The sequence below is a fragment of the Achromobacter deleyi genome, from assembly GCF_013116765.2.
GTDB lineage: Bacteria > Pseudomonadota > Gammaproteobacteria > Burkholderiales > Burkholderiaceae_B > Achromobacter > Achromobacter deleyi_A.
This window is the reverse complement of the sequence record NZ_CP074375.1, coordinates 4,110,950-4,132,893: the sequence shown is the minus strand read 5'-3', so window position 1 is coordinate 4,132,893 and position 21,944 is coordinate 4,110,950. Positions and strand designations below refer to the sequence as shown.

Annotated in this window: 30 protein-coding genes; 22 read left to right on the top strand and 8 right to left on the bottom strand. The window is 67.7% G+C overall.

Annotation, left to right across the window (positions count from 1 at the left end; genetic code table 11):
* Positions 1 to 49 precede the first annotated feature (49 nt).
* Positions 50 to 490 carry a type III secretion system chaperone gene (locus HLG70_RS18620; protein WP_234103128.1) on the top strand — a complete coding sequence of 147 codons (441 nt, stop codon included), beginning with the start codon at positions 50 to 52 and terminating at the stop codon, positions 488 to 490.
* Positions 491 to 513: 23 nt separating this feature from the next.
* On the opposite strand, the gene HLG70_RS18615 is transcribed toward HLG70_RS18620, so the two are convergent.
* From HLG70_RS18615 to sctW, 8 genes are read right to left on the bottom strand one after another with little or no spacing between them, the layout of a single operon-like run.
* Entirely contained in the window at positions 514 to 780 is a 267-nt protein-coding gene (locus HLG70_RS18615) for an EscF/YscF/HrpA family type III secretion system needle major subunit (protein WP_171667296.1), read from the bottom strand.
* 11 nt (positions 781 to 791) lie between these two features.
* Positions 792 to 1,070, bottom strand: a complete 279-nt coding sequence (locus HLG70_RS18610; protein ID WP_171667297.1) for an EscE/YscE/SsaE family type III secretion system needle protein co-chaperone — start codon at positions 1,068 to 1,070, stop codon at positions 792 to 794.
* Between the two features lie 42 nt (positions 1,071 to 1,112).
* Positions 1,113 to 2,465 carry a type III secretion system inner membrane ring subunit SctD gene (gene sctD / locus HLG70_RS18605; protein ID WP_171667298.1) on the bottom strand — a complete coding sequence of 451 codons (1,353 nt, stop codon included), beginning with the start codon at positions 2,463 to 2,465 and terminating at the stop codon, positions 1,113 to 1,115.
* Between the two features lie 25 nt (positions 2,466 to 2,490).
* A complete protein-coding gene (sctV, locus tag HLG70_RS18600; RefSeq protein WP_171667299.1) occupies positions 2,491 to 4,584 on the bottom strand; it encodes a type III secretion system export apparatus subunit SctV in 2,094 nt (697 codons plus the stop codon).
* A gap of 8 nt (positions 4,585 to 4,592) precedes the next feature.
* The gene (locus HLG70_RS18595; protein WP_171667300.1) at positions 4,593 to 4,952 is read right to left on the bottom strand and encodes a tetratricopeptide repeat protein; all 360 of its coding nucleotides are present in this window, start codon (positions 4,950 to 4,952) and stop codon (positions 4,593 to 4,595) included.
* A 7-nt stretch (positions 4,953 to 4,959) separates the two neighbouring features.
* Positions 4,960 to 5,367 (bottom strand): hypothetical protein, encoded by a 408-nt coding sequence (locus HLG70_RS18590; RefSeq protein WP_171667301.1) that lies wholly within the window; start codon positions 5,365 to 5,367, stop codon positions 4,960 to 4,962.
* Between the two features lie 22 nt (positions 5,368 to 5,389).
* On the bottom strand, positions 5,390 to 5,770 hold the full coding sequence (locus tag HLG70_RS18585; protein ID WP_171667302.1) for a hypothetical protein: 381 nt from the start codon (positions 5,768 to 5,770) through the stop codon (positions 5,390 to 5,392).
* On the bottom strand, positions 5,767 to 6,867 hold the full coding sequence (sctW, locus tag HLG70_RS18580) for a type III secretion system gatekeeper subunit SctW (protein WP_171667303.1): 1,101 nt from the start codon (positions 6,865 to 6,867) through the stop codon (positions 5,767 to 5,769). Before sctW ends, HLG70_RS18585 begins: the two co-directional genes overlap by 4 nt.
* A 231-nt stretch (positions 6,868 to 7,098) precedes the next feature.
* Here sctW and HLG70_RS18575 point away from each other — a divergent pair, with 231 nt between their 5' ends.
* The 21 genes from HLG70_RS18575 (at position 7,099) to HLG70_RS18475 (ending at position 21,902) form a co-directional block, all read left to right on the top strand.
* Complete coding sequence (locus HLG70_RS18575; protein ID WP_171667304.1) at positions 7,099 to 7,824, top strand: hypothetical protein; 726 nt, start codon at positions 7,099 to 7,101, stop codon at positions 7,822 to 7,824.
* Between the two features lie 171 nt (positions 7,825 to 7,995).
* Positions 7,996 to 8,595, top strand: a complete 600-nt coding sequence (locus HLG70_RS18570) for a hypothetical protein (protein ID WP_171667228.1) — start codon at positions 7,996 to 7,998, stop codon at positions 8,593 to 8,595.
* Positions 8,596 to 8,629: 34 nt separating this feature from the next.
* Positions 8,630 to 8,923: a hypothetical protein gene (locus tag HLG70_RS18565; protein WP_171667305.1), complete on the top strand. Its 294-nt coding sequence runs from the start codon at positions 8,630 to 8,632 to the stop codon at positions 8,921 to 8,923.
* A 35-nt stretch (positions 8,924 to 8,958) separates the two neighbouring features.
* Positions 8,959 to 9,471: a SycD/LcrH family type III secretion system chaperone gene (locus HLG70_RS18560; protein ID WP_171667306.1), complete on the top strand. Its 513-nt coding sequence runs from the start codon at positions 8,959 to 8,961 to the stop codon at positions 9,469 to 9,471.
* A 50-nt stretch (positions 9,472 to 9,521) separates the two neighbouring features.
* Positions 9,522 to 10,394 carry a type III secretion system translocon subunit SctB gene (gene sctB / locus HLG70_RS18555; RefSeq protein WP_171667307.1) on the top strand — a complete coding sequence of 291 codons (873 nt, stop codon included), beginning with the start codon at positions 9,522 to 9,524 and terminating at the stop codon, positions 10,392 to 10,394.
* Between the two features lie 26 nt (positions 10,395 to 10,420).
* Complete coding sequence (gene sctE, locus HLG70_RS18550) at positions 10,421 to 11,647, top strand: type III secretion system translocon subunit SctE (RefSeq protein WP_171667308.1); 1,227 nt, start codon at positions 10,421 to 10,423, stop codon at positions 11,645 to 11,647.
* Between the two features lie 65 nt (positions 11,648 to 11,712).
* Positions 11,713 to 12,174, top strand: a complete 462-nt coding sequence (locus HLG70_RS18545; RefSeq protein WP_171667309.1) for a tetratricopeptide repeat protein — start codon at positions 11,713 to 11,715, stop codon at positions 12,172 to 12,174.
* A gap of 3 nt (positions 12,175 to 12,177) precedes the next feature.
* Complete coding sequence (locus HLG70_RS18540; protein WP_171667310.1) at positions 12,178 to 12,621, top strand: tetratricopeptide repeat protein; 444 nt, start codon at positions 12,178 to 12,180, stop codon at positions 12,619 to 12,621.
* Positions 12,622 to 12,669: 48 nt separating this feature from the next.
* A complete protein-coding gene (gene sctI, locus HLG70_RS18535) occupies positions 12,670 to 13,086 on the top strand; it encodes a type III secretion system inner rod subunit SctI (RefSeq protein WP_171667311.1) in 417 nt (138 codons plus the stop codon).
* Positions 13,086 to 13,937: a type III secretion system inner membrane ring lipoprotein SctJ gene (gene sctJ, locus HLG70_RS18530; RefSeq protein WP_171667312.1), complete on the top strand. Its 852-nt coding sequence runs from the start codon at positions 13,086 to 13,088 to the stop codon at positions 13,935 to 13,937. The genes sctI and sctJ overlap by 1 nt, the downstream gene beginning before the upstream one ends.
* The gene (locus HLG70_RS18525) at positions 13,934 to 14,590 is read left to right on the top strand and encodes a SctK family type III secretion system sorting platform protein (protein WP_171667313.1); all 657 of its coding nucleotides are present in this window, start codon (positions 13,934 to 13,936) and stop codon (positions 14,588 to 14,590) included. The genes sctJ and HLG70_RS18525 overlap by 4 nt, the downstream gene beginning before the upstream one ends.
* Positions 14,560 to 15,198, top strand: coding sequence for an HrpE/YscL family type III secretion apparatus protein (locus HLG70_RS18520; RefSeq protein WP_171667314.1), 639 nt, complete (start codon positions 14,560 to 14,562; stop codon positions 15,196 to 15,198). The genes HLG70_RS18525 and HLG70_RS18520 overlap by 31 nt, the downstream gene beginning before the upstream one ends.
* 2 nt (positions 15,199 to 15,200) lie before the next feature.
* On the top strand, positions 15,201 to 16,532 hold the full coding sequence (gene sctN / locus HLG70_RS18515; RefSeq protein WP_171667315.1) for a type III secretion system ATPase SctN: 1,332 nt from the start codon (positions 15,201 to 15,203) through the stop codon (positions 16,530 to 16,532).
* Positions 16,529 to 17,035, top strand: a complete 507-nt coding sequence (locus HLG70_RS18510) for a type III secretion protein (protein WP_171667316.1) — start codon at positions 16,529 to 16,531, stop codon at positions 17,033 to 17,035. Before sctN ends, HLG70_RS18510 begins: the two co-directional genes overlap by 4 nt.
* Positions 17,032 to 17,601, top strand: a complete 570-nt coding sequence (locus tag HLG70_RS18505; RefSeq protein WP_171667317.1) for a hypothetical protein — start codon at positions 17,032 to 17,034, stop codon at positions 17,599 to 17,601. The genes HLG70_RS18510 and HLG70_RS18505 overlap by 4 nt, the downstream gene beginning before the upstream one ends.
* A gap of 16 nt (positions 17,602 to 17,617) precedes the next feature.
* The gene (sctQ, locus tag HLG70_RS18500; protein WP_171667318.1) at positions 17,618 to 18,697 is read left to right on the top strand and encodes a type III secretion system cytoplasmic ring protein SctQ; all 1,080 of its coding nucleotides are present in this window, start codon (positions 17,618 to 17,620) and stop codon (positions 18,695 to 18,697) included.
* Positions 18,694 to 19,365 (top strand): type III secretion system export apparatus subunit SctR, encoded by a 672-nt coding sequence (gene sctR, locus HLG70_RS18495; RefSeq protein WP_171667319.1) that lies wholly within the window; start codon positions 18,694 to 18,696, stop codon positions 19,363 to 19,365. Before sctQ ends, sctR begins: the two co-directional genes overlap by 4 nt.
* Before the next feature lie 7 nt (positions 19,366 to 19,372).
* Positions 19,373 to 19,639, top strand: a complete 267-nt coding sequence (gene sctS / locus HLG70_RS18490) for a type III secretion system export apparatus subunit SctS (RefSeq protein ID WP_008163300.1) — start codon at positions 19,373 to 19,375, stop codon at positions 19,637 to 19,639.
* A gap of 15 nt (positions 19,640 to 19,654) precedes the next feature.
* Positions 19,655 to 20,455 carry a type III secretion system export apparatus subunit SctT gene (sctT, locus tag HLG70_RS18485; protein WP_171667320.1) on the top strand — a complete coding sequence of 267 codons (801 nt, stop codon included), beginning with the start codon at positions 19,655 to 19,657 and terminating at the stop codon, positions 20,453 to 20,455.
* Positions 20,452 to 21,510 carry a type III secretion system export apparatus subunit SctU gene (gene sctU / locus HLG70_RS18480; protein WP_171667321.1) on the top strand — a complete coding sequence of 353 codons (1,059 nt, stop codon included), beginning with the start codon at positions 20,452 to 20,454 and terminating at the stop codon, positions 21,508 to 21,510. Before sctT ends, sctU begins: the two co-directional genes overlap by 4 nt.
* Positions 21,507 to 21,902, top strand: a complete 396-nt coding sequence (locus tag HLG70_RS18475; protein ID WP_171667322.1) for a CesT family type III secretion system chaperone — start codon at positions 21,507 to 21,509, stop codon at positions 21,900 to 21,902. The genes sctU and HLG70_RS18475 overlap by 4 nt, the downstream gene beginning before the upstream one ends.
* Positions 21,903 to 21,944: the final 42 nt, after the last annotated feature.

Genomic DNA, 21,944 nt, shown 5'->3' with positions numbered 1-21,944 from the left:
TGTGCGAGGCTCCTTTTAGTGTGAACAGGCCCTAGCCCGATTGCCTACCGTGTCAGATCCCCTATTCGCCCGGATACTCTCCGAACTTGGCCAGACCTTGGGTATTCCCGCGCTGGCGCCCGCCGAGGGCGGCCTGTGCCAGCTGGCATTTGACGGCCGGCATCTGGTGCAGCTCATGGAACACGGCGCGCGCGCGCAGGTACTGTTGTCGTGCGCGGTGGGCGGGAAGATGGACAGCGCGCAGGCCTTGCTGGCGGCGCAGAGCAATTTCATGCAGGCCGGCGGCGGCGTGGTCGCCTGCGCGGCGCCCGACGGGCGCATGCACCTGCAACTGGGCGTGCCGCGCGCGGATTGCCGCGCGGACACCCTGATGGCCGCGATCGACGCCTTGCTCACCCAGGTGGAAGCCTGGGAGAAACGCAGCGTGCGCGCCGAACCCGACGTGGATGCGCTGCGGCGCAATCCCGCCTTCATGATGCAGTCGGTATAGCGGCGGGCGCGCCGCGCGAACCCCTAGCTCGACTTCTGGATCACGCCCTTGAGCGAATCCGCGATCTGCTTGGTGATCGTGCTCTGGATGTCGATCATCATCGTCCACTGCTGGATCTGCTGCTGCATCTGCAGCATCTCGGCCTGAGACACGCTGCCGTCGGCATTGTTGCCCATGCTGGCCAGCGTCGATTGCAGATTGCTTTCCTGCGTGCGGATGCTGTCGTAGATCGAGTTGTTGACGCTGTTGAAGTTCAGGCCGGACGAGCCGGTAAGACCGTTGATTGCCATGTTGCGTCTCCTTAGCGGGACAGGGGGGTGAACGCGGACGGCGGCATCGGGGCGCCGGCATCCGTAAGCGGTTGAAAGGGACGTTGCGCCAGGACCTCCCGGGCCGCCTGGGCGGCATCCGCCACGGCCCGGCAGTCCTGGAACGCGGCGGGCGACAGGCCCGCGGCCAGGCGCGCGCGCGCGGCGTGCTCCAGCCGGGCCAGGCGTTCGGCCAGCGCTGCGCTCAGTTCGGCGCCGCCGGGGGCGGCCAGGCGGTGTTCGAGTTCGGTCAGGGCGGTGGGTGGGTTCATGGGCGGCAGGTGTCGGGTTGGCAACGATGGGGGCCGGGGCGCTCAGCGCGTCACGATGGCATTGCGCGGCCCCTCGAAGATGATGCGGGTGTTCTCCACCGTGATCAGCCGGTACTTGCGGTAGACGCCGCCGACCAGCAGCTTGCTGCCGTCTTCCAGCACGATGAAAGGCTGGGCGCCGCCCACGACGCTGCGGATCACGAACGGCACGCTGTCGGAAGGCGCGGCCGCGCTGGCGGCGGCGATCCTGGCGACGCCGAGGTAATGCTTGTTGAAATCGTCCACCAGTTCCTGCAGGCGTTGCAACTGGTCGTCTTCCAGCGCGCCGGGGGCAATGTCCAGGTAGTCGGCCTTCCAGGCGAGGGTGACGCCGGACAGACCGGCATCCACCATCTGGCTGGAGAACGTGTCGCTCAACTGCTGCGTCAGCACGATGTCGTTGCCCAGTACGGTCATGCCCGGCAGCTGCGCGCGCAGCGCGTCCATGGCCGACGCGCGTTCGCGTGCGCTGCTGGCGATGCCGGCAATGTTGAGCCGGCCGTCGCCCTGGTACTGCGGCTCGTACTTGACGTTGAACGAGCGCAGGGCGGCGCGCGCCGTGCGCACCGCCTCGTCCTCGTTGCTGATGCGCATGGCCGGCATCGGCCAGATCTGCGAGAGGGACGCCGCGACCGCATCCTGCTCGGCCGCATTGCGCACCCAGCCCGACACGGTGACGGTGCCGTCGCGCGACAGCGCCACATGCAGACGCGAGGCCAGGCCCATGCGTTCGAACACGGCGGAAATCTGCCCCATGGACTTTTCGGCCGCGGCCAGGCGCGGGTCGGGCGTGGGCGCCCGCTTGGCGGTGGAAGGCGGAATGAGCGCCAGCGCAATGGCCACGATGATGGTGAGCAGCACCGCGCCCAGGCCCAGCGCCATCGGCCAGGAGTCGCGCTTGCGGCGCCGGCCCTGCACGGGCGGCAAGGGCAGACGGCGTTCGAGCTGGCTGTCCTCGTCGGCCGCGGGCATGGGCGCAACGGGTATCGCCGGGCGCTCGGGGGCGGCGACAGGATTGGCGGCGGGCTTGGCCGGCGCGCCGCCCAGCGCATCGTTGGCGGCGTCCGGGGCCTGCGCCCAGGGATCGCTGCGGCGCGCCACCGTGATCCACACCGGGCCCAGCGGCACCGGCCGGTTGAAGGGCGTGCCCGGAGGCGTGTCCGGCTGGCTGTCGTCCATCGCCAGGTCCCAGCCGCTTGCACCGATGCGCACGCGCGCGGCGCGCGGCCCCAGGCCGTCGTCGGCCAGCACGATGTCGCAGGCGGGATCGGCGCCCAGCACCGAGCCGTCTTCCACCAGGCAGCGCGCATCGCGATGCAGGCCGCTCAGCACGCGCAATTCCAGCGCTTCGCTCATGCGGGGACTCCCTTGTAGCGCGCGTTCACAGATCCACCCTGGCCAGCGGCTGGACATTGATCTCCTGCGTGAGCTCCTGGTAGGACAGCACCGGCAGCTCGTACAGATCCTGCTCGATCATCTTGCGCAGGTAGCGGCGGATGTCCATGGAGGTCAGCAGCACCGGCTTTTGCGCGGTGGCGTTCAGGTCGCCGGTGGCGCGCTTGATGTTGTCGACGAGCTTCTTGGATGCGTTGGGGTCCAGCGCCAGGTAGCTGCCCGCGGAGGTCTGACGGATGGCGCCGCGCACGGTTTCCTCTACGTTCGGGGCCAGCAGGTAGGCGGGCAGGATGTTCTGTCCGGTGGAATATTTGTAGCTGATGTGGCGCTTGAGCGAGACCCGCACGTACTCGGTGAGCAGCACCGTGTCCTTCTCTTTCTGGCCCCATTCGATCAGGGCTTCCAGCACCGCCCGCAGATTCCGGACGGAGATGTCCTCGGACACCAGCCGCTGCATGATCTCGGCGATCTTCTGCACCGGCATCACGCGCAGCGCCTCCTTCACCAGGTCGGGGAAGCGGTCTTCCATGGCGGTAAGCAGGAAGCGGGTTTCCTGGATACCGATGAAGTCCGACGAGTATTTCTTCAGCACGAACGCCAGGTGCCAGGTCAGCACCTGGTGCGGATCCAGGAACGGGATGCCGGCGGCCGACAGCGTGGGCGCCAGGTCCGCGTTGACCCAGATGGTGGGGATGTTGGGCAGGAAGCGCTTGTCCGTCTCGTATGGAACCTGCAGGGCCTGCAGGTTCTGTTCGGTGTCGCGCACCAGCACCGCGCCGGGGCGCAGCTTGCCCTGGGACACCGGCACTTCGGACAGCAGGATGTTGTAGGTGTCTTGCGGCAGCGCGTCGTTGAAGCGCAGCTGGATGCCGGGAAACGGCACGCCCAGGTCGAAGTACAGCGCGCGGCGGATCTTGAGCAATTCTTCGTTCAGCTCGTCGGCGTCGAAGCTGCGCTGCAGGTGGGCGGCCACGTCGATCATCAGCGGCAGCGTGGGTGCGAATTCCGCGCTGCCATCGCTGCGGGGCTTGGCCGCCGGCTTCTGGCCATCGGCCGCCAGCGCGGGAATCTCGGTGATCTCGCCCGTCTTCTCGTCCACCACCTTGCGTGTGCCGCGCAGCAGCACGAAGCCGATGGTGCCCACGACGGCGGCCAGCGCCAGGAAGGTCAGGGTGGGCATGCCGGGGATCAGGCCCATGCCCACCGCGATGGCGGCGGCGATCAGCAGGGCGCGCGGCTGCGCCAGCACCTGCGCGCCGATGTCCTTGCCCACGTTGGAGGGGCCGTCGCCGGTCTGCACGCGCGTCACGATGATGCCGGCGCAGATGGCGATGAACAGCGCGGGAATCTGCGCGATCAGGCCGTCGCCGATGGTCAGGATGGAATAGACCTGCACCGCCTCGCCCGCGGTGAGCCCGCGTTGCATGGTGCCGATCAGGATGCCGCCCAGCAGGTTGACCGCGACGATGATCAGCCCGGCGATGGCGTCGCCCTTGACGAACTTCATGGCGCCGTCCATGGCGCCGTAGAGCTGGCTTTCCTTTTCCACGATGGAGCGGCGCTTGCGGGCCTCGTCCATGTCGATGGTGCCGGCGCGCAGGTCCGCGTCGATCGACATCTGCTTGCCAGGCATGGCGTCCAGCGAGAAGCGCGCCGCCACTTCGGCCACCCGTTCCGCGCCCTTGGTGATCACCACGAACTGCACGATGGTCAGGATCAGGAAGACCACCAGGCCCACGATCAGGTTGCCGCCCACGACGAAATTGCCGAAGGTCTCGATGATGTGGCCCGCGTCGCCCTGCAGCAGGATCAGGCGGGTGGTGGCGATGGAGATGCCCAGGCGGAACAGCGTGGTGACCAGCAGCACCGACGGAAACGACGAGAACGCCAGCGGCGAGGGCAGGTACATGGCGACCATCAGCAGGATGGCCGACAGCGTCATGTTGGCGCCGATCAGCACGTCCACCAGCGTGGTCGGCAGCGGCAGGATCATCATGAAGATGATCGAGACGATCAATATCGCCAGGACGATATCGTTGCGACTGGTGGCGGCGGCGACGACGCGGTTGAGGGCTTGCATGGTGCGGCTCAAGGGGACTGGGTCTCGGTGGGCAAGGCGGTGGCGGCGGGGCGCAGGGCGACATAGGCGCGCATGGCCGCGGCGGCCTCGTCACGGCGCTCCAGGGCCAGCAGGGTCTGGGCGCGGATCAGGTGGAAGGGCGCATCGATGCCGCCCTGCATGGCCAGGCCGTCCAGCGTGGACAGCGCGGTCTCGGCCTTGCCGGCGCGCAGCTGGGCCAGCGCCAGCGTGGCGAGCTGGCGCGGTTCGGCCAGGCCCAGCGTGCGCAGGGCATTGAGCAGCACGGCCGTTTTCTCGGGCCGGTTGTTTTCAAGATAGACATAGGCCAGCAGGCTGAGCAGCTCGCGTGCCTCGTGGGTCAACGGCATGGGTCGTTCATCCTTGGTACAGCGCGCTGCGGTACATGGTGACCAGTTCACGCAGGCCGGCTTCGTCCTTCAGCAGGCGCAGCGCGCGGTTCAGCGCCCGGGCATCGTCCGTGCTCTGGTGCTGTGTCTGTTCCGCCGCCGCGGCCAGGCCGTCCAGCGCCGAGTGCAGGGCGTGCTGGAATTTCCCGGGCATCAGCAGGTCGCGGTTCTCCAGCGCCGGGCGCAGGTGTTCATCCAGATAGCGGGCGGTGTTGGGCTTGTCCAGCAGCTGCGCCAGCTGCGCGCGCACGCCGTCGGCGGGCGGCGTGAGCTCATGGCGTTCGGGCAGCTGCTGGCCGCCGGCTTCGCGGCCCGCGTAGGAAATGCTGTCGATGCCCCGGTCGAACGCCAGGCCGTTGATGCGCATATCGGACATGATGATTCTCCGTGTCCCGTGTTCAGTCGTCGCGCACGGCGTCGAGCCAGCGCGACAGGTAGTCGACGGCCTGCCTGAGCTTGTGGGCGCTGGCGTCGGGGGCTGCCAGCCGCGTCATGGCGAGCAGCCGCGGCAGGCCGTCCTGATCGCGCAGCGCGGTCTGTACCGGCCAGTCGTCCAGGCGCGAGAAATGAGCGCGCCGCCAGGCCTTTTGCAGACGGTCGGCCGCGTCGTAGGGAACGGGCTCCGATACATAGACCAGCACCTCCTCGCCCGCGGGCTCGATGGCGACCCGGCGGCCGGACTCCAGCTGCAGGGCCAGATTGCCGCCCGCGCCCAGCGCCAGTCCGGGCATGCCGATTTCCTCGCCGAAGGCGCCCAGCGCGCGATCCAGGCTGTTCATTCGTATTCCTCGTCGATGGCCGCATCCAGGGCCTGTTGTGCGGCATTCAGGACGGATTGCCGGGTGTCCGCGTCGGCGAAGACCTGCACGGGCAGGTCCTTGAGCACCGCGCGCACGCCGCCCAGGAAGGCGATGCGGCCCTCCACCGTGGCGACGCCGTGCGAGCCGGCCAGGCCCGAGAAGCGGGCCTCGGATACCCATTTTTCGTTGCTGACATTGACCAGATCCTGCATCAGGCGTTCGGACACGATGGCCGTGCCCTGGTCGCGCCCGAGTTTCGCGGCGAGCTCCGCGCAGCCGTCCAGGACGGTGACGGCGGTGCCCAATTGATAGAGATCCTGCATCAGGGACTGCAGGCGGTCCGGGTTGGTGGACGGGCGCGCGGCGGCCAGGTCCTGGCCCAATGCCTGGATCAGCTGGGTCAGGCCGCGGGCGATGTCCTTGCCGCCAAAGCGCTCGAGCGCCAGGGCCAGCGTCTTGGCCAGGGACGATTCGCCCAGCACCACGTCGCGGTAGGTGCGCTGGAAGTCGGCCACGCCGCGGCTGTCCTCCGCATAGGCGGAGGCGGCATTTACGGTATTGAGGCCCGCGCGGATCTGCGGACCGCTTTCCAGTTCCAGGTCGGCCAGCGCCTCGCGCAGGCCGTCCAGCACCTCCTCGGGCGCGCCGTCGCGTTCGCCCTGGCGCAGCGCGTACTGCAGGCCGAGGTACTGCTGCGACACATCGCCGAAGGCGCGGCCGGCGGCCTGGCGGGGATCGCCCTTGCCGCTGAGCAGAAAGCGCGCCAGTTCGACCAGCTTTTCCTGGGCATCGGCGTCGTGGGTGCCGGCCAGGTAGGCAAGGATGGCTTCGGTGCTGAGCATCTGCAGGGGCGCGTCGCCGCGCATCTTGCGTTCGGCGTGATGCTTGTCCTCGGTTTTCTCGGCCATGTGCAGGCTGAGTTCTTCGGCGGAATCCGCCAGCGAGAACTCGCCTGCCACGGCCACCGCGGTCTGGCCCAGCATCGTGCCGACCTGCTGCTGGCCGTGCTGAACATCGGCATGCGAGGTCGTCGAGGAAAAAGCGGAAGAGGGCAGTCCAGCTTCGATACGGTTCATAAGGCGGGTGAGGCAGCCGACACAGGCCGCGCATAGTCAGTGGTAGTAACGGAGCGGCGGGAAAAGTTCCATCCGCCTCGGGTGGAACCAAGCAGGGGGAAACCGTTACGAACACGGGGTGGAGGCGGCCGACGAGCGCGTCGCCGCCGATAACGTGGGGCATTCAAGGGTTAACCCTGGTTTGCATGGCGGGTGCCCCACTGGTAGCGCAACTAATTCAAGGAGAAGGCGATGTCCTCGGTATCCGGAGTGGGCGTGGGTGGTGTCTCGGGCATGGATCTGTCCGGCATGGATCTGGAGACCGCGCTCATGGCGGTTCAGACCCAGCGCACCCAGCTATTGGAAGATTCGCTGCGCCAGCAGCTTGATTCCGTGAATGCGCGCAATGCCGAAATGGCCGGCCTGAACGAGTCCATGAACGCCAAGTCGGCGGACAACCTGAAGCTGGAATCGTCCAACGTGTCGATGCAGACCCAGATCGCGGAACTGAAGGATCTGCAGGAGCGCCTGGCCGCCAGCAAGTGCCCGGATTCCGAGGGCTGGTATGGCCTGTCCTGGGGGCAGGGCGACGACAAGGCGCTGTCCCACTCCACGCTGGATCAGATAAAGGCGTCGGGGCTGACCGTGCCGACCGGCGCCGACGCGCCGCGCGACGTGGACGGCAACGGCACCATGGACGCCAAGGGCAAGGTCGTGCAGGGCTGGGTGGACCAGATCGGCGGCAAGGTGGCCGAGCTGGAAGCCAGGATCAAGCAGAACGTCGCCACCGTCGAGACCAACAAGGAGGACATCGCCTCCGCCAAGACCCAGGTCGATGCGCTGGGCAATACCCAGCAGATGGAAATGATGCGGCTGCAAAGCATGACCGGCAAGCGCAACGAGGCATTCGACGTGATGACGAACTTCATCAAGAAGATGCAGGAAAGCCGCTCCAGCATCATCGGGAACATGCGCTGACCCGAAGCTGAATTCCACGGCGGGGGGCCGCGCCGGGCCGGACAAAAAGTTCGACCTGCGTGGAACTCCCCAGCCGGGCTGGTTACTTACACGGTATGCGGCGTCCGGCAAACGCGGACCCAGGCGCGATCCCCGGATCGCGGCGGATGACCAAACTCTTGGAGATGAGCGATGAGCACGGTAAACGGTACAGGCGGTGCGGGCGGCGTGGGTCAGATCGACCTGTCCGGCATGGATATCGAGACCGCGCTGATGATGGTGCAAGGCGAACGAGTCAAGCTGCTCGACGCGCAATTGCAGACCCAGATCAGCGAAGTGCAGGCGCGCAATACGCAGATCGGCAAGCTGAACGACGCCATGAACAGCCTGAACGCGCTGGCGGGGCTGTTCAAGTCCGGCAAGGACGGCAACACGGCCATGAAGGACGGCGATATTCCTGACTGGAACAAGGCCGGCACGGAAAACGACAACCGCTACAACCAGATGCGCGACGCCATGTTCAAGGCGATGGGCGAAGCCGGCATGGATCTGAATACCGACAAGTACAAGCTGCAGATCGACGGCGGCATCAGCAAGGTGACCAAAGGCAGCATCGACACCGCCATCCAGGCCATCAAGAACAAGGTGGACGCGCTGTCGAACACCCAGCAGATGGACATGTCCCGCCTGCAGAGCATGTCGAACAAGCGCAACGAAGCCTTCGATGTCATGACGAACTTCGTCAAGAAGATGCAGGACAGCCGGTCCTCCATCATCGGCAACATGCGTTGATTTTTCCTCCTCCACTCTGAACCGCAACCAAGCCATGAGCCAGAAAAAGACTCCCGAACAGATCCACGCCGAAGCCGAACGCGTGCTGGGCGACGCCCGCCGCGCCCTGGAGCGCGCCGACGATTTCTACCGCGACCAGGGGCTGGATCCGGAGAAGGTGCGGGCGGTGACCGCGGCCCGCCTGGGCCCGAAGGAAAAGGCCGAGGCCGAGGCCCTGTTCCGCCAGGACCTCGAAGCGGTCGAGAGCGAAGTGGCGCAGGAAATGGCGCGCCAGAGCTTTGCCAGCGCGCCGACGGGCGGCGTGAAGAAAATGCGCCCGATGGTGTAAGGGCGGAAACGTCCCCGGGGAAAGAGGAGAACGACATGAGTCTGGACGCCGAAGAGAACGCCGCGCTGGCCGAGAACCTGGCCGCGGCCATGGAAGAGGCCACCGGCGGCCTGGCCAGCTACATCCGCGCGGGCGGCAAGCTGGGCGACGTGCTGGGGCTGACGCAAGCCGAGCTGGAAGCGATGTATTCGCTGGGCTATGCCATGTACGAACAGCAGCGCTACAGCGAGGCCTTCAAGGTGTTCTCGGCGCTGGTGGCCTACGACCACACCCAGCCGCGCTATGGCCTGGCCCTGGCGTCGGCCAGCCGCATGCTGGGACGGCACGAGGATGCGCTGCGCCAATACCTGCCGGCCATTGCCGCGAACCCGCTGGACCCCGCGCCGCTGTATCACAGCGCCGAGTCGCTGGTCGAGATGGGACGACGCGACGAAGCCATCGAAGCGCTGGATGCCGTGGCGGCGATGTGTGAAGGCGAGGAACAGCACGCCACCCTGGCCGCGCGCGCGCAAGTGCTGCGCCGTGCGCTGGCGGGACCGCAGGCCTGAACCCCTGACCGGCGCGCCGCGCCGTCGAACCAAGATACCGGAGCCATTCCATGACGATCTCTCCCACGGGTGCCGGCGGGTCCAACCCGCTGCTGAACATCGAAGACATGATGAAGTCGGCGTCGCCCGACGTACTCAAGACCATTGTCGAAAACGCGCAGACGATCGCGGCGGAAAACGAAGCGCTCACGCAGAAGCTGATGGGCTCCCTGGGCTCGCTGGGCGCGGCGGATGCGGCCGCGGTCGCGCAGATGGGCGCCAACATCGAAAAGATGCTGCAGGACATCAAGGGCGGCGCGCGCGGCCTGCAGGCGCCCGAAGGCAAGCTGGGTTCGGACGCGGCGGGCACGCTGGACCAGGTTTCCAGGCTGAGCGAACAGGACGTGCAGACGGACCTCTATGCCTTCATGGCGCTGTTCCAGCAGCTGGCGCAGGCCATGCGCACCTCGGCGCGCGAAGTCCGCCAGAGCGAGATGACCGCGCAGGTCGACGCCCTGAAGGGTGCTGCCCAGGAGATCCGCAACGCCGCGCAGGAGCGCATGGTGGGCGCCATGGTAAGCGGCGCGTTCCAGATCGCCGGCGGCATTGCGCAGGCGGGCTCGGGCGTCATGCAGGGCAGATTGCTGGCCAACGGAGGCTCCGAGTCCGTCGCCAAGAGTTATTCGGACCGCGCCGCCGGCGTATCGGGCATGGCCAGCGGCATAGGCACCATGGTCAACGCCAGCCAGGAGCGCAAGGCTGCCGAGCACGACGCGAAGAAGGCCGAGCTCGAAGCGCAGTCCAAGGTGCACGACTCGGCCACGCAGCAGGCGACGGAAATGGCCCAGCAGATGATGGACGTGATCCGCGACGTGCGCGAGAAGCTCAGCTCCATCGAGCAGTCCCGCATGGAAACCAATCGCGGCATCGCCCGCAACATCTGAACCCGCGCGCCTCCAAGGATTCCGACATGAGTTCCATCTCTTCCAACACTCCCAACATCGGCGGCGGCGCGCCCCTGGCCGGCGGCGCCGGCTTGCCGGAAGCCGCGACGGGCGGGGTCCAGGGCGCCGCGGGCGCGACCAAGGTCAGTGAGCTGCTGGATGCCTTCGCGGGCATGGCCGGTTCCCTGCCCGGCGCGAAAGACGCGGTCGGCGGCGACGGCATCGTCAACGCCAACGGGGCGCCCGCGCTGCAGGCGCCGCCGCAGTCGTTCTCGGCCAACGACATGATCGACCTGCTGCGCAGCATCCGGTCGAAGTCGGACGAGGCCCAGGTCGCGAGCGCCAAGGAAAACCTGTCCGTGGCGCGGACCAAGATGGAAAAGAACAACGAGGCGCAGCTCCAGAAAATCCAGGACTACGTCAAGAAGTGCGAGGAAGCGGACCGCAAGGGCGTGCTGGGCAAGATCTTCGGCTGGATCGGCAAGATCGCGGCCCTGGTGTTCTCGGCGATCGCCGTGGCCGTGCTGGCGGCCGGCACCGTCGCCACCGGCGGCGCGGGCGCGCCGCTGCTGGCCCTGGCCGTGATGGCCCTGATCGGCTCGACGGTGGCGCTGGCGGACCAGATATCCAAGGAATGCGGCGGTCCCGAGATCAGCCTGAGCAACCTGATGACGACGATTGCCAGCAAGTTCCTGCAGGCCTGCGGCGTCAGCGAGGAAACGGCGCAGCGCATCGGCAAGGTGGTGGCGGGACTGGTGGGGTTGTCTTCGCCCGCCTTGCTGCTGATCGAACCCGGGCTGATCGGCGGGCTGGCGGGCGGCATCGCCGAGCTGGCCGGCGCGGACCAGAAGACATCCATGGCGCTGACGATGGCCTTCGCCATGGCCGCGACAGTCGCCGTGGGGGTGGCCACCATAGCGGTCACCGCGGGGACCAGCGCGGTGACCATGGCGTCGCGCATCGCGGGCGCCGCGGGCCAGGTCGTGCAGGGCGCGACCCAGATCGCGCAGGGCTCGATCAAGATGTCGGTGGCCAAGACCCAGAACGAGGCAGAGAACATCCAGGCCGACAAGAAAGAGCTGGACGCCATCACCCGCAAGCTCCAGGCCAGGATGGAAGAGTCGCGCGAGGAGATCACCAAGGTGATCCAGCAGATGGAAGAGGGCTTGCGCATGGTGACGCAGATGATCAACGGGACGGCTGACAGCATGTCGCAGATCACCGCGAACATCGGCAAGCGGATGGCCGTTTGACGGCGCAACCCGGACGCGGCGCCCCTTGCGCCGCTCCGCAAATGCAAACGCAGCAAGGACAGGAAATGGCCGATACCGCAATTGAACGCAGTGAGTTTGGCGAGGCGCTGTACCGCGGCATGGAAGGGCTGCCGTCCAACGGCCGCCTGACGCCGGAACAGCTTGAAGTGGTGTACGCGCTGGCCTACGCCCAGGTGGTGCAGGAGCAGTACGCCCAGGCGCTGCCGGTGTTCGCCTTCCTGGCGCAGTACGGTCCGACCCGCAAGCATTACCTGGTGGGCCTGGGCGTCTGCCTGCAAATGCTGGGCCGCGCGGACGAGGCGATCAATATCTATTCGCTGGTGCTGACCCTCTATCCCGATTCCGTGCCCACGGCCTTGCGCGTGGCGGAATGCCATTTGGCCTTGCGCCAGACGGATCAGGCGCGGCGCACGCTGGAACTGCTGTGCACGCCAGGCATGCCGGACGATGTCCGCCTGCGCGCCGGGGCGCTTCTGCAATTGTCCACACGCGAGGCCGCGTCATGAAACATGAACGATAGCGCCGGCATTGTTGCCTCCGCCGCCGTGGCTCAAGCCGTCTCTCCCGAGGCGGCTTTTGTGCTTGCGGCGGACGACGCCCGGCTGCTGACCGAAGTCGGCTTCCTGGCAGCGGGCGCGGGCGACGTCGCCCGCGCCGAGACCATTTTCAAGGCCTTGCGCCGCTTGCGGCCCGCGGCGGCCTTTCCGCTGGTCGGGCTGGCGGTCGCCTGGATGAACGCCGGACGGGCGCCCGAGGCCGTGTCGCTGCTGGAAGCCGCCGTCATCGCCGAACCCGGCGAACGGGCGCTGCTGGATGCGTGGCGCGGGTTTGCGCTGCAACTGTCGGGCCGCAACGGCGAAAGCCAGCGGCTGCTTGAAAGGGTCGCGCGAGGCGAGGGCGATGGCCCCGCGCTTGCGCGCGGCCTGCTGGGCCTGCCGCGGGAGGGCGCCTGAAATGCGCGCCGCTGCCGCTTGTCATCTCATTGAACGGAGTTAGGGAACATGGAAATCGCCGCGCTCTCGGCCGCCTTGCCGCCCATACTGAACGCGCCGGCCACCCCGCCCGCGCAACTTGCCACCGAGCGCTTCAACGCCGTCATGAACGCGCCGGAGGTCGACGCGCCGGCGCTGACCGGCCTGCAGGCGGCGCTGCAAACGGCTTTTGCGCCGCCCGTGGACGCGGCGCCGCAGACGCTGGGCAACCAGATACTGGCCAGCCTGCGCAGCACGACCACCGAATACTCCGAGAAATGGCAGGGCATCTCGGGCCGGCTGGATGCCATGGCGGCGCAGCCCTCGGTGGCCGACATGATGCGCCTGCAAGCGGATCTGCTGCATGTGTCGGTGAACTACGAAATGGTCAGCAAGGCCGTGTCGCGCACGACACAGAACATAGATTCGCTAGTCAGGATGTCGTAATGCCATACGTTTCAAGCTTTTCGTCCGGCGCGGCGGCGCGCGGGCCGGGTTCGGCGCCGTTTGCGCGCCTGCGGCTTCTGCTGCTGGGCCTGCTGCTGGTGCTGGCGGCCTGCGGCTCGCGCGTCGAACTGTTCTCCGCCGCCAATGAAAGCGAGGCCAACGAGGTGCTGTCGGTGCTGCTCGACGCGGGCATCTCGGCGCAGAAGGCCGCCACCAAGACAGGGGTCGCGGTGTCGGTGGAGGGCCAGCAGGTGGCGCGCGCACTGGATATCCTGCGCGCGCGGGGCCTGCCCCGGGAACGGTTCGACGGCATGGGGCAGATCTTCCGCAAGGAAGGCCTGGTGTCCTCGCCGCTGGAAGAGCGCGCCCGCTATATCTATGCGCTGTCGCAAGAACTGACCAACACCTTGTCGCAAATGGACGGCGTGCTGGCCGCCCGCGTTCACGTGGTGCTGCCCGAGCGCGGCGGCGTGGGCGAGAACACCACGCCTTCGACCGCGGCGGTCTTCATCAAGCACCAGACCGGCTACAACCTGGACGCCCTGCAGCCGCAGATCCGCAAGCTGGTCACGCATGCCATTCCCGGCCTGACCGAAGACCGCGTGTCCATCGCGCTGGTGTCGGCGCAGCCGGCGGCTGCCTCCGCCGCGGCCGGCAATGCCACGCGCCAGGTGCTGGGCATGGAAGTGGCGGAAGGCTCGGCCAGCGTGCTGACCTTGTGGCTGGTCGCGCTGGTGCTGCTGGTGCTGGCGCTGGCGGGCGCGATCGGACTGCTGCTGTGGCGCTACGGCAAACCCGTGGGCGGCAAGCCGGTCCGGCGCGAACCGGTAAGCGAGGCGCGCGGATCATGACGCTGGCGGCAAGCGCGCTGGATCGCCGGCTGGTCGAGTTCAACCAGCTGCCCAGCCGCACCCTGCATCCCAGCCGCCATGCCGCCTACGCGGCGCCCGCGGTCCTCAAGGCGCTGGCTGCCGCGCCCGCGCTGGCGCCGGCCTGGCACCGGCACTGGTCGCGGGACATCCTGCGCGCCCTGGGCTTGCACGAGCGTCCCGTGACGGACCCCGGCCGCCCGGAGCTGGCCTTGGCGCTGCTGGCGCCCGATGCGCTGGCGCAGTGCGCGCGGCGCCTGGGCGCGGCGCTGTGCGGTCCGCGCCTGCGCCGCGCCATCGCGGGCGACGAGGTGCGCTTGCTGATCGGCGGCCTGGGCGCCGACCTCCTGGAATTCACCCGCCGGACGGCGGGCGGGCTGCACGCCGGCATTCCGGAAAGCGCGGCATGGTCGGTCGAGCAGGCCGCCTCCGCCGTCGATACGCTGGGCCATGGCGCCCTGCGGGCCGCCTTGAGCGGAGCCGGCCCGGAACTGCGGTTGCGGGCCGAATTGAAACTGCCCGAGCTGCCCGCCCAGGACTTCCCCTTGCCCGCCGCCGAAGCGCTGTCGCTCGGCCTGTCGATACTGAAGAACACGGACCCCATATGGCATTCCTCATTCCCCGCGCTCCGCTGACGCCCCGCGTGCTGGCGGGGCGGACCGATCCCGGCGCGCGCGTGTTGCGGGCCGCGGACCAGGCGGCCTGGGCCGATGCCGAAGCGCTGTTGGCGCAGGCGCGCGAGCAGGCCGACGCGATCGTCGGCGGCGCGCAGGCCGCGTTCGACGCCGAGAGCCGGCGCGGCTACGAAGAAGGCCGTCAGTCCGCGTTGCTGGACCAGGCCGAGAAGATGATCGAGACCGTCGGCCGCACGGTCGAGTACTTCGCCGGCGTTGAAAACGAAATGGTGGAACTGGTGATGGCCGCGGTGCGCAAGGTCGTCGACGGCTATGACGATCGCGAAAAGGTCATGGTGGTGGTGCGAAACGCGCTGGCCGTGGTGCGCAACCAGAAACAGATGACGCTGCGGCTGAACCCGGCGGAAGTCGATACCGTGCGCGAGCAGATCAACGACCTGCTGGCCGCCTATCCGGGCGTGGGCTACCTGGACATCCTGGCCGATGGCCGCCTGGCCCGCGGCGCCTGCATCCTGGAAAGCGAGATCGGCATGGTCGAGGCCAGCCTGGAAGGCCAGATCCAGGCGCTGCGCCAGGCCTTCCAGCGCACCTTGGGCAGCAGAATCTAGCCATGCGCCAATTCGACTACATCGCCGAGATGATGGAGCTTGCGCTGCAGGACACCCCGACCCTGCGCATCAAGGGCAGGGTCACGCAGGTGATCGGCACCATCATCAAGGCCGTGGTTCCGACCGTGAAGGTGGGGGAGGTCTGCATCCTGCGCAACCCCGGCGAAAACTTCGAGATGAAGGGCGAGGTGGTGGGCTTTGCGCGCGACGCCGCCCTGATCACGCCCATCGGCGATATGTACGGCATTTCGACCGCGACCGAAGTCATCCCGACCGGACGCGCCCATATGGTGCCGGTTGGACCCGGCCTGTTGGGCCGGGTGCTGGACGGCCTGGGCCGGCCCCTGGACGAAGCCGAGCTGGGGCCGCTGGAGGCCAGCAAGTTCTATCCGGTGTTCGCGGAAGCGCCCGATCCCCTGAAGCGCCGCATCATCTCCGAACCGCTGGAGCTGGGCGTGCGGGCGCTGGACGGGGTGCTGACCTGCGGCGAAGGCCAGCGCATGGGGATCTTCGCGGCCGCCGGCGGCGGCAAGTCCACCTTGATGGGCATGCTGGTCAAGGGCGCCGACGTGGACGTGACCGTGGTTGCGCTGATCGGCGAGCGCGGCCGCGAAGTGCGCGAATTCCTGGAACATGAACTGGGCCGCGAAGGCCGCCGCAAGAGCGTGATCGTCTGCGCCACCAGCGACAAGTCGTCGATGGAGCGCGCCAAGGCGGCCTACGTGGCCACCGCCATCGCCGAATATTTCCGCGACCAGGGCAAGCGCGTGCTGTTCCTGATGGATTCCGTGACACGCTTTGCCCGCGCCCAGCGTGAAATCGGCCTGGCGGCGGGCGAACCGCCCACCCGCCGCGGTTATCCGCCCTCGGTGTTCGCGACACTGCCCAAGCTGATGGAGCGCGCCGGCATGAACGAGCACGGCTCCATTACGGCGCTCTACACCGTGCTGGTGGAAGGCGACGACATGACCGAGCCGATCGCGGACGAGACCCGCTCCATCCTGGACGGCCATATCGTGCTGTCGCGCAAGCTGGGCGCGTCCAACCACTATCCGGCCATCGACGTGCTGGCTTCCGCCAGCCGCGTGATGAACGCCGTCATCACGCCCGAGCACAAGCGGGCGGCCGGCAGGTTGCGCGAACTCATGGCCAAGTACCAGGAAGTGGAGCTGCTGGTGAAGATCGGCGAGTACAAGCGGGGCGGCGATGCCGTGACGGACGAGGCCATCGACAAGATCGGCGCGATCAATACCTTCCTGAAGCAGCGCACCGACGAGCGCGCGACCCTGCCGGAAGCCCTGGCCCGCATGACCGAGATCGTGGGGGCGGGATGAGCGTCTTCGATGAGCTGCTGGCCATCAAGCGCTTCCGCGAAGGGCAGGCGGAGATCGCCGTGTCGCGGCAGCGCCTGCGCCACGCGGAAGCGGACGCCGCCAAGCGCGGGTCCGAAGCCGCGCTGGTGTCCTATCGCGACGAGGCCGAACGGCACGAGCAGGCCATGTACAGCGACCTGTGCAGCCGGGTGGTGCGCGTGCGCGAAATCGAAAACGTGCTGCAGGGCGTGGCCGGGCTGCGCGAAGGCGAACGCCAGCGCGAGCAGGCGGTGGAAGCCGCCGCGCAGCAGCTGGAGCAGGAGAGCAAGGCGCTGGCCGCCAGCCGCCAGCAGCATCAGCACGCAGTGCGGCTGACGGGAAAGTTCGTGGAGCTGGCGCGGGTCCATCTGGACGAGCACCTGAAGGCGCTGGAGCAAAAGGAAGATCTGGAAATGGAAGAGGCCGCATCCATCTCGCGGGACCGCGAGGACTGGGAGCAGCACGAGGAGTACGAGCCGGCATGAGCATCGACCGACGCATAGGCCTGGAGACGGCCATTTCCCAAGGAACGCGGACGACGGCCAACTCCGACGGGCAGACTGCCGGGCGGCAGGCAAGCGACGCCGACCGCCAGGCGTTTGAGCAGGCCATGTCGCAAGGCGACGGCGATGCCGCGCCCGCATCCGCGCCGCCCGCGGCATCCTCGCCGTTCTCGCTGTTCGGCGCTGGCGCCCGCGCGCCGGCCCCGGGTGGCGATGGCCAATCGGAAGCCCTGGCCCAGGCCTTGAGCGAGACCGCCGAGCAGCTGCTGGTTGCCGATGGCAGCCAGGGGCGCCGCCAGGTCCGGGTGGAATTGAAAGACGATGTGCTGCCGGGCGTCAGCGTGTCCGTCTATGAAGACGAAGGCCGCATGGTGGCGGATTTCATCTGCGCCAATGAAGCGTCGCGCGAGCGGCTCTGCGCAATGGCGCCCGAGCTGGCGGCGCAGCTGGCCGAGAGCCTGGACAAGCCGACGCGCGTGCGCGTCGGCACGGACGACCCGGAAGACCCCTGTTTGGCGGAGACCGACGCCCCGGCGCCGTCCCGCTGACTCCCTTTGAATTCCCATGACCGCCAGTACGCACATTCCGTTGCCTTCCTATCCGCTGCCGCGCCTGACCGGCAATGAAGCGCGCGCGCGCTCGCTGATCGCGCATCACGGCGCCGACCTGCGGGTCGTCCTGACGCCGCTGGCCGGCGCCGACGCCGAGCCCGCCGCATGGCGCCTGGGCTTCACGCCCGGCGTGCCGGATGCGATACGCCAGTCCGCCACCCTGTCCGCCGACCTGGAGTGGGCCGGTGCGCGCCTGCGCCTGGGGCTGCCGCCATCGGCGGCCCAGTCCTGGCTTGCCGCCCGGCTGCCGGACCTGGATGCCGGCGCCGTGCCGCCGCCGCTGCTCGCCACCGCCATCGAGACGCTGCTGGCCGAGGCCATGGCGGCCCTGAGCGCATCTTCGCCGGGCGGTCCGGCCCGCGTCGTGGCCATGGGCGCCGGCTCCGCGCCGCTGCCGCAAGCCTGGACGCTCACGGCCCGCAACCCCGCCAATGGGGACACGGTCCACGCCAGCCTGGAAGCGGACGGGCTGGGGCTGATGCTGCTGGCCGGACTGGTCAGCGGCGCCGAACCCGCGGACAACGGCATGGCCGTGGACGCGGTGCCGGTGCGCGTGGCCGCCCGGCTGGGCTGGACCGACATGCCGGCCGCCGAACTGCGCAGCCTGCAAGCCCGCGACACGATCTTCCTGGACCACTACCTGGTCTCGCCGGAAGGCGAGCTCTGGCTGGCCGCCGGCGCGCAGGGCCTGCGCGTGCGGCCCGAACAATCCTCATACCTCGTTACCCAAGGCTGGACTTCCCTTATGACCGAGACGCCTCAATCGCCGGCCGACGCCGAAGCCGGCGCCCAGACGCCGTTCGACATCGACGCCATTCCCGTGCGCCTGACGTTCGAGCTGGGCGAGCGCCACCTCACCCTGGGCGAACTGCGGCAGCTGCAGCCCGGCGAAACCTTCGACCTGGAGCGCCCGCTGGCCGACGGTCCGGTCATCGTGCGCGCCAACGGGGCGCTGCTGGGCATGGGCGAACTGGTCGAGATCGACGGCAGGATAGGCGTGACGCTGCGCAGCCTGGGCAAGGCGGGCGCATGAGCGGGGGTGCGGATCCCATCAGCCTGGCCGTTGTCCTGGCGCTGTTGGCGCTGGTGCCGCTGGCCGCCGTCATGACCACGTCCTTCCTGAAGATCGCGGTGGTGTTGACGCTGGTGCGCAATGCGCTGGGTGTGCAGCAGGTGCCGCCCAACATGGCGTTGTACGGCCTGGCGCTGATCCTGTCGGCCTATGTGATGGGGCCGGTGGTCATGCAGATCGGCGATGAATTGCGGGCGCCGCCCGCGGCGGTGGCGCCGGGCGCGCCGGCGCCCGACCGGCTGGAAGGCATCCTGGACGCGGTGACCCGGGGCGCCGAGCCCATGCGCGCCTTCATGATGAAGAACAGCCGGCCGGAGCAGCGCGACTTCTTCGTGCGCACGGCGCGCGAGCTGTGGGGCGAGCAGGCCGCGCGCAACCTGAAGCAGGACGACCTGCTGGTGCTGATTCCCTCGTTTCTGGTTTCGGAGCTGACGGCCGCCTTCCAGATCGGCTTTCTGCTGTACCTGCCGTTTGTCATCATCGACCTGATCGTGTCCAACATCCTGCTCGCGATGGGCATGATGATGGTCTCGCCGGTCACGATATCCATGCCCTTGAAGCTGTTCCTGTTCGTCATGGTCGACGGCTGGACGCGGCTGATCCAGGGCCTGGTGCTGTCCTACAGCTGAGCGCCCCATGGGAACCGTCGATCTCGTCTCTTACATGACCCAGGCGCTGTACCTGGTGCTGTGGCTGTCCCTGCCGCCGATCGCGGTGGCGGCCATCGTCGGCACGCTGTTTTCGCTGTTCCAGGCGCTGACCCAGATCCAGGAGCAGACGCTGTCGTTCGCGGTGAAGCTGATCGCGGTGTTCGCCACGATCATGTTGACGGCGCGCTGGCTCAGCGCCGAGCTCTACAACTTCACGATTTCCGTGTTCGACCTTTTCTACAAGATCCACTAGGAGCCGCGCACACCCATGATCTCCGGCATCACCTACGCCGAGGCAAAAGTCTTCCTGGGCACGCTGGCGCTGACGCAGCCCCGGATACTGGCGCTGTGCGCGATGCTGCCGCTGTTCAACCGGCAGCTGCTGCCGGGCATGCTGCGCTACGCGCTGTGCGCGGCGATCGGCATCGTGCTGGTGCCGGCGCTGGCGCCACGCTATGCGGTCATGGACCTGGGCACGGTCGAGATCGCGCTGCTGGTGGTCAAGGAGGTCTTCGTCGGCATGGTCATGGGCTTCCTGGTGGCCATTCCGTTCTGGATCTTCGAGGCGGTCGGCTTCGTGGTGGACAACCAGCGCGGGGCCAGCCTGGGCGCCACCATCAACCCGGCCACCGGCAATGACTCCTCGCCCATGGGGATCCTGTTCAACCAGGCTTTCATGGTGTTCTTCCTGGTGGGCGGCGGCTTCACACTGATGCTGACCATGCTGTACGACAGCTTCCGCCTGTGGGACCTGTGGGAATGGGCGCCCACGCTGCGCAAGGAGAGCATTCCGCTGATGCTGGACCAGCTTGGGCGGTTCCTTCGGCTCACCCTGCTGTTCGCGGCGCCGGCGATCGTCGCGATGTTCCTGGCCGAGGTCGGGCTGGCTCTGGTGAGCCGCTTCGCGCCCCAGCTGCAGGTGTTCTTCCTGGCCATGCCGATCAAGAGCGCGCTGGCCCTGCTGGTGCTGGTGCTCTACATGAGCACGCTGTTCGAGTACGCCGCCGAGACCACCGGCCAGATCGGTGCGGCCCTGCCGTTCCTGGACAACCAATGGCGGGCGCCATGAGCGGCGAAAAGACAGAACAGCCAACCAGCAAGAAGCTGCGTGACGCGCGGCAGAAGGGCGACGTCGCCCACAGCAAGGATTTCACCCAGACGCTGCTGGTGCTGGCGCTGTTCGGCTACATGCTGGGCAATGCCCACGGCATCGTCGAGTCCCTGGGCCGGCTGATCCTGATTCCGGCGACGCTCACGGGCATGCCGTTCGAGCAGGCGCTGCCCACCGTGCTGGACGCCGCGCTGCGCGAAGCCGTGGCGCTGGTGCTGCCCTTCGTGCTGATCGTGCTGATCGTCGGCATGTTCTCGGAGTTCCTGCAGGTTGGCGTAGTGCTGGCGTTCGAAAAGCTCAAGCCTTCGGCCAAGAAGCTCGACGTGATGGAGAACCTGAAAAACATATTCTCCAAGAAGAACCTGGTGGAGCTGCTGAAATCAGTCCTCAAGATCGCGTTTCTCTCCGTATTGGTGGCGCTGGTTGTGCGCGATGCTTTGCCGGAACTGATGGCGGTGCCGCATAGCGGACTGGCGGGGCTGGAGGCGGGCGTGGGCGGCATGATGCGCACGCTGGTGGTGAATATCGCGTTTGCCTACGTGGTGATTTCGCTGGCCGACTTCGTCTGGCAGCGCATGCAGTACCGCAAGGGACTGATGATGAGCAAAGAAGACGTCAAGCAGGAATTCAAGGAGATGGAGGGGGACCCCCACATCAAGCACAAGCGCAAGCATCTGCACCAGGAAATGGTGATGCATGGCGCCGTGGCCAGCGCTCGCAAGGCGACGGTGCTGGTGACCAACCCCACCCACCTGGCGATCGCGATCTACTACCAGCCCGACGAGACCGCGCTGCCCATGGTGCTCGCCAAAGGCGAGGGCGCGCTGGCCGAACAGATGATGAAGGCCGCGCGCGAGGCGGGCGTGCCCGTCATGCAGAATATTCCGCTGGCGCGCGCCCTGATGGCGACCGCGCAAGCCGACCAGTACATCCCCAGCGAGCTGATCGAGCCCGTCGCCGAAGTGTTGCGGCTGGTTCGCAAGTTGGCCGCGAATCCGGAACCCCAGCCATGAGCTCAGTCCATCCTCTCATTTCAGCCTATGTGAGCCGCCACGGGCTGGCTCTGCCCGCGCGCGCCGATGGCCGGCTCACCGTGGTGGTCGACGACACGTTCCGCATCCACCTGCACGCCGCGCCCAATGGCTGGCTGGCGATGACGTCGCGCCTTTGCGGCCTGCCCGAGCAAAGCGCGGCGCGCGATGAACTGGTGCGTGAAATCGGCAAGCTGGCCGCGGGAATGCTGAGCCGTCATGCAGCCGCCTGCGTGGTCGACCCGCAAGGCCGCACGCTGTGGCTGCAGCAGACATTGAGTCCGGACAGCAGCCCCCTGGCGCTGGACGAAGCCGTCGGCGCGTTCGCCAATGCCCTGTCCTTCTGGGCGGGCGCGGTGCGGCGGCTGGCATGAAAAAACGTTCCGGGACTTTTACCCGAGGAGATAGCGTGTTCA

Coding starts and splice junctions, on each gene's coding strand:
- HLG70_RS18615 (WP_171667296.1), bottom strand. CDS start 780: ATGGCAATCAACGGTCTTACCGGCTCGTCCGGCCTGAACTTCAACAGC.
- HLG70_RS18610 (WP_171667297.1), bottom strand. CDS start 1,070: ATGAACCCACCCACCGCCCTGACCGAACTCGAACACCGCCTGGCCGCC.
- sctD (WP_171667298.1), bottom strand. CDS start 2,465: ATGAGCGAAGCGCTGGAATTGCGCGTGCTGAGCGGCCTGCATCGCGAT.
- sctV (WP_171667299.1), bottom strand. CDS start 4,584: ATGCAAGCCCTCAACCGCGTCGTCGCCGCCGCCACCAGTCGCAACGAT.
- HLG70_RS18595 (WP_171667300.1), bottom strand. CDS start 4,952: ATGCCGTTGACCCACGAGGCACGCGAGCTGCTCAGCCTGCTGGCCTAT.
- HLG70_RS18590 (WP_171667301.1), bottom strand. CDS start 5,367: ATGTCCGATATGCGCATCAACGGCCTGGCGTTCGACCGGGGCATCGAC.
- HLG70_RS18585 (WP_171667302.1), bottom strand. CDS start 5,770: ATGAACAGCCTGGATCGCGCGCTGGGCGCCTTCGGCGAGGAAATCGGC.
- sctW (WP_171667303.1), bottom strand. CDS start 6,867: ATGAACCGTATCGAAGCTGGACTGCCCTCTTCCGCTTTTTCCTCGACG.
- HLG70_RS18575 (WP_171667304.1), top strand. CDS start 7,099: ATGTCCTCGGTATCCGGAGTGGGCGTGGGTGGTGTCTCGGGCATGGAT.
- HLG70_RS18570 (WP_171667228.1), top strand. CDS start 7,996: ATGAGCACGGTAAACGGTACAGGCGGTGCGGGCGGCGTGGGTCAGATC.
- HLG70_RS18565 (WP_171667305.1), top strand. CDS start 8,630: ATGAGCCAGAAAAAGACTCCCGAACAGATCCACGCCGAAGCCGAACGC.
- HLG70_RS18560 (WP_171667306.1), top strand. CDS start 8,959: ATGAGTCTGGACGCCGAAGAGAACGCCGCGCTGGCCGAGAACCTGGCC.
- sctB (WP_171667307.1), top strand. CDS start 9,522: ATGACGATCTCTCCCACGGGTGCCGGCGGGTCCAACCCGCTGCTGAAC.
- sctE (WP_171667308.1), top strand. CDS start 10,421: ATGAGTTCCATCTCTTCCAACACTCCCAACATCGGCGGCGGCGCGCCC.
- HLG70_RS18545 (WP_171667309.1), top strand. CDS start 11,713: ATGGCCGATACCGCAATTGAACGCAGTGAGTTTGGCGAGGCGCTGTAC.
- HLG70_RS18540 (WP_171667310.1), top strand. CDS start 12,178: ATGAACGATAGCGCCGGCATTGTTGCCTCCGCCGCCGTGGCTCAAGCC.
- sctI (WP_171667311.1), top strand. CDS start 12,670: ATGGAAATCGCCGCGCTCTCGGCCGCCTTGCCGCCCATACTGAACGCG.
- sctJ (WP_171667312.1), top strand. CDS start 13,086: ATGCCATACGTTTCAAGCTTTTCGTCCGGCGCGGCGGCGCGCGGGCCG.
- HLG70_RS18525 (WP_171667313.1), top strand. CDS start 13,934: ATGACGCTGGCGGCAAGCGCGCTGGATCGCCGGCTGGTCGAGTTCAAC.
- HLG70_RS18520 (WP_171667314.1), top strand. CDS start 14,560: ATGGCATTCCTCATTCCCCGCGCTCCGCTGACGCCCCGCGTGCTGGCG.
- sctN (WP_171667315.1), top strand. CDS start 15,201: ATGCGCCAATTCGACTACATCGCCGAGATGATGGAGCTTGCGCTGCAG.
- HLG70_RS18510 (WP_171667316.1), top strand. CDS start 16,529: ATGAGCGTCTTCGATGAGCTGCTGGCCATCAAGCGCTTCCGCGAAGGG.
- HLG70_RS18505 (WP_171667317.1), top strand. CDS start 17,032: ATGAGCATCGACCGACGCATAGGCCTGGAGACGGCCATTTCCCAAGGA.
- sctQ (WP_171667318.1), top strand. CDS start 17,618: ATGACCGCCAGTACGCACATTCCGTTGCCTTCCTATCCGCTGCCGCGC.
- sctR (WP_171667319.1), top strand. CDS start 18,694: ATGAGCGGGGGTGCGGATCCCATCAGCCTGGCCGTTGTCCTGGCGCTG.
- sctS (WP_008163300.1), top strand. CDS start 19,373: ATGGGAACCGTCGATCTCGTCTCTTACATGACCCAGGCGCTGTACCTG.
- sctT (WP_171667320.1), top strand. CDS start 19,655: ATGATCTCCGGCATCACCTACGCCGAGGCAAAAGTCTTCCTGGGCACG.
- sctU (WP_171667321.1), top strand. CDS start 20,452: ATGAGCGGCGAAAAGACAGAACAGCCAACCAGCAAGAAGCTGCGTGAC.
- HLG70_RS18475 (WP_171667322.1), top strand. CDS start 21,507: ATGAGCTCAGTCCATCCTCTCATTTCAGCCTATGTGAGCCGCCACGGG.